The sequence below is a fragment of the Leptospira selangorensis genome (assembly GCF_004769405.1).
In the GTDB taxonomy this organism is placed as follows: domain Bacteria; phylum Spirochaetota; class Leptospiria; order Leptospirales; family Leptospiraceae; genus Leptospira_B; species Leptospira_B selangorensis.
Genome location: NZ_RQES01000002.1, coordinates 1 through 1599, shown reverse-complemented (window position 1 = coordinate 1599; position 1599 = coordinate 1). Strand labels below are relative to the sequence as shown.

2 protein-coding genes are annotated in these 1599 nt (G+C 36.2%); both read right to left on the bottom strand.

Features of this window, described 5'->3' with window-relative positions; translation table 11 throughout:
• Positions 1–372: 372 nt before the first annotated feature.
• Positions 373–1005 (bottom strand): hypothetical protein, encoded by a 633-nt coding sequence (locus EHO58_RS01475; RefSeq protein ID WP_135678194.1) that lies wholly within the window; start codon positions 1003–1005, stop codon positions 373–375.
• Between the two features lie 254 nt (positions 1006–1259).
• Entirely contained in the window at positions 1260–1559 is a 300-nt protein-coding gene (locus EHO58_RS01470; RefSeq protein ID WP_135678192.1) for a helix-turn-helix domain-containing protein, read from the bottom strand.
• Between the last annotated feature and the right edge of the window lie 40 nt (positions 1560–1599).

Below are 1599 nucleotides of genomic sequence, written 5' to 3'. Positions count from 1 at the left end.
CCTTGCTAATTTACTAGCGTGATCTGCTTGTATTCCTTTCTTACTGCCTGTTTCAAAAAAATGTTCAAGGCCCTTATGTTTAAAAGAAATTATCAATAGACACAGCGTAACCCAGTAGGTTACGACGTCAATCTTTTTACTTTAAAAGATAAATTTAGCCAAACTGTTCGGCTAACGACCAAGGCTTGACGACGTTTCGCGAGTCCGCAAGGACTTGGCGCGAGACTTGCCCTGCAAGACGAGTGACAAAGCGAAATGTGCCGAAGGCCAAGCGAGAGTGCGAAGCATCTCGAAGCGCTGCGTCAGAGCCGATAGTTAGACGCAGTAGCTTGTTAACAAAATCGCCTTGCTAAAGCCCGCAATTCAATGTTTCTATAAATCTATCTCGTCAAGAAAACTAAATACTTTATATATACCGCAAAAAGGCAAGCTCGCAAAAAATATAAAAGTATTATTATTTCCCACTCCATACAGACAAGCCATACCAAATGGCGCTCCAATTGTATGAAGTGTTCCAGATAGTAAATCATATGAAAAAGCAAAAGGGTACCAGACAATATTTGCTTTCTTGTGCTTACTCAAAGATATATCTCGAATACTGATGTGCGAATTTATATCATCCAACGTGACACTTTGCATCTCAAAATATTTATATTTAATTTCTTCATTTACGAGCATTGGAATTTCTATGCTTATATTGAAAGACTCAACTCTATTTTTGTTCCAAATTCGTTGGCTTATTTCTTTTAATGTAATAATCTTCCCTTTAAGCATAGTATCACATTCTGAAAAAATTATATTAGTCGACCATGGATAATTGCTAAATTCAACCTTTCCCGGAGGAATCTTAATAACCCCACAAACGTTTTTGATCTGTTTCGAATCCTTTTCAATATCTACTTCAACTATCAATACATTTTTTGCAGATTGCTTTAGCGAAATAAAATTGCTAATTCTATATTCATTTTCAGGTTGAGTAATAGATCTTCTGACTGCGCTCGTCATACGAAAATTATAGCAAGAGACTAGTGAGGTCGCTATGAATATAACTAATATAAATTTTTGTAAATATTTCATATTTTTGCTATTGCGTCTAACGACCAAGGGTTATCGACGTTTTGCGAGTGCAAAGCACTTGGCACGAAGCTTGCCACGCAAGATGAGTGACAAAGCAAAATGTGGCGTAGCCCAAGCAAGAGTTGCGAAGCAATCTCGAAGCGCAGCGATAAGCCGACAGTTATGCGAAGTGGCTGGTTAAACTAAGCGCCTTTACTCTTTAAATGAATAACAGGTTCTGCATCTAATGCTTTAGCAAGACGATTAATAAAAGAAAGAGATAAATTCCTATAATTTCCAGACTCAATTCTTGCAATTGCTGGCTGAGAAGTCCCTATCTTTTCTGCTAAATCTTTTTGAGTTAAATTCCGTTTCTTACGAAGTTTAATAATTTCTTTGGCAAGAGTGAATTCATTGGAAAGAGCATCGTATTCTTTCTTAAAATCTTTATTCTTTAGTTCTCTATTCAAAAGCGAATCAAAGTCTTTAGTTTTAAGTTTCATGCTCATCTCCCTTATAAGTTTTCATTAATTTGAAAGCTTT